General features: G+C 76.2%; 1 protein-coding gene. It reads left to right on the top strand.

Annotated features, from left to right (window positions below; translation table 11 throughout):
- Window positions 1-926: response regulator (locus ACG2DA_RS22860; protein ID WP_395259017.1), on the top strand; the 926-nt coding region annotated here is incomplete at both ends.

Here is a 926-nt window from a genome sequence, read left to right as displayed (position 1 = left end):
CGATCGCCGAGGGGTTGGGCGGGTCGCTCACCGCATCCAGCGCCTACGGCGAGGGCAGCGTGTTCGTCGCCCGGGTGGCGACCGGCGACCTGACCGGCGTGCCGACCTACGAGGGGGCCGACGGCGACTCGATCCGCAACCATGCCGGACCGCCGCGGGCGACCGCGGCGCCGCCCGCGCCCGCCGCGGCGACCCCGGCGAACCTCCGCGGCCGGCGAGTGCTGGTCGTCGAGGACGGGGCGGTGAACCGGCGCCTGATCCGCGTGGTGCTGGAACGGGCCGGCGTGGCGCTGGAGGAGGCGTCCGACGGCCGTGAGGGGGTCGACGCCGCGGTCGCCGCCGCCGAGGCCGGCGCCGGCTACGAGGTGATCCTGATGGACATGCAGATGCCCGTGCTGGACGGCTACGGGGCCGCGGAGGAGCTGCGGTCCCGCGGGTTTGCCACGCCGATCGTCGCCCTGACCGCGCACGCGATGGACGGCGACCGGGAGAAGTGCCTGGCCGCCGGCTGCACCGACTACCTGCCGAAGCCGATCCGGCCGGACGCGCTGCTGGACAAGCTTTCCGCCGTCTTGGGCGCCGACGGCGATCCCCCGCCGGCGGGGGATTGCGAACCGGCGGAGCCGCAGGCGTCGGCCGAGCCTCCCGCAGACGAGCCCGTCATGGCGGAGCCGGAGCCGGTCCGCTGCGAGTTGTCCGAGGAGGACGACTACCTGCGGGACCTCTCGATGGAGTTCGTCGCGGAGCTGCCGGACCGGCTGTCCGCGATGCGGACGGCCCGGGGCCGCGGGGACCTCGCCGCGGTCGCCGTCCAAGTGCACACGTTGAAGGGCGCCGGCGGGACGCTGGGCTACTCCTGCCTGACGGAGCCGGCCCGGGCCCTGGAGGCCGCCGCGCGGGCTGCGGCGGAGGGAACCGGCGATCCC

This window comes from Alienimonas sp. DA493, from assembly GCF_043951915.1.
Lineage (GTDB): Bacteria > Planctomycetota > Planctomycetia > Planctomycetales > Planctomycetaceae > Alienimonas.
Note: the sequence above shows the minus strand (reverse complement) of the source record. Positions and strands in the feature narration are given on the sequence as shown.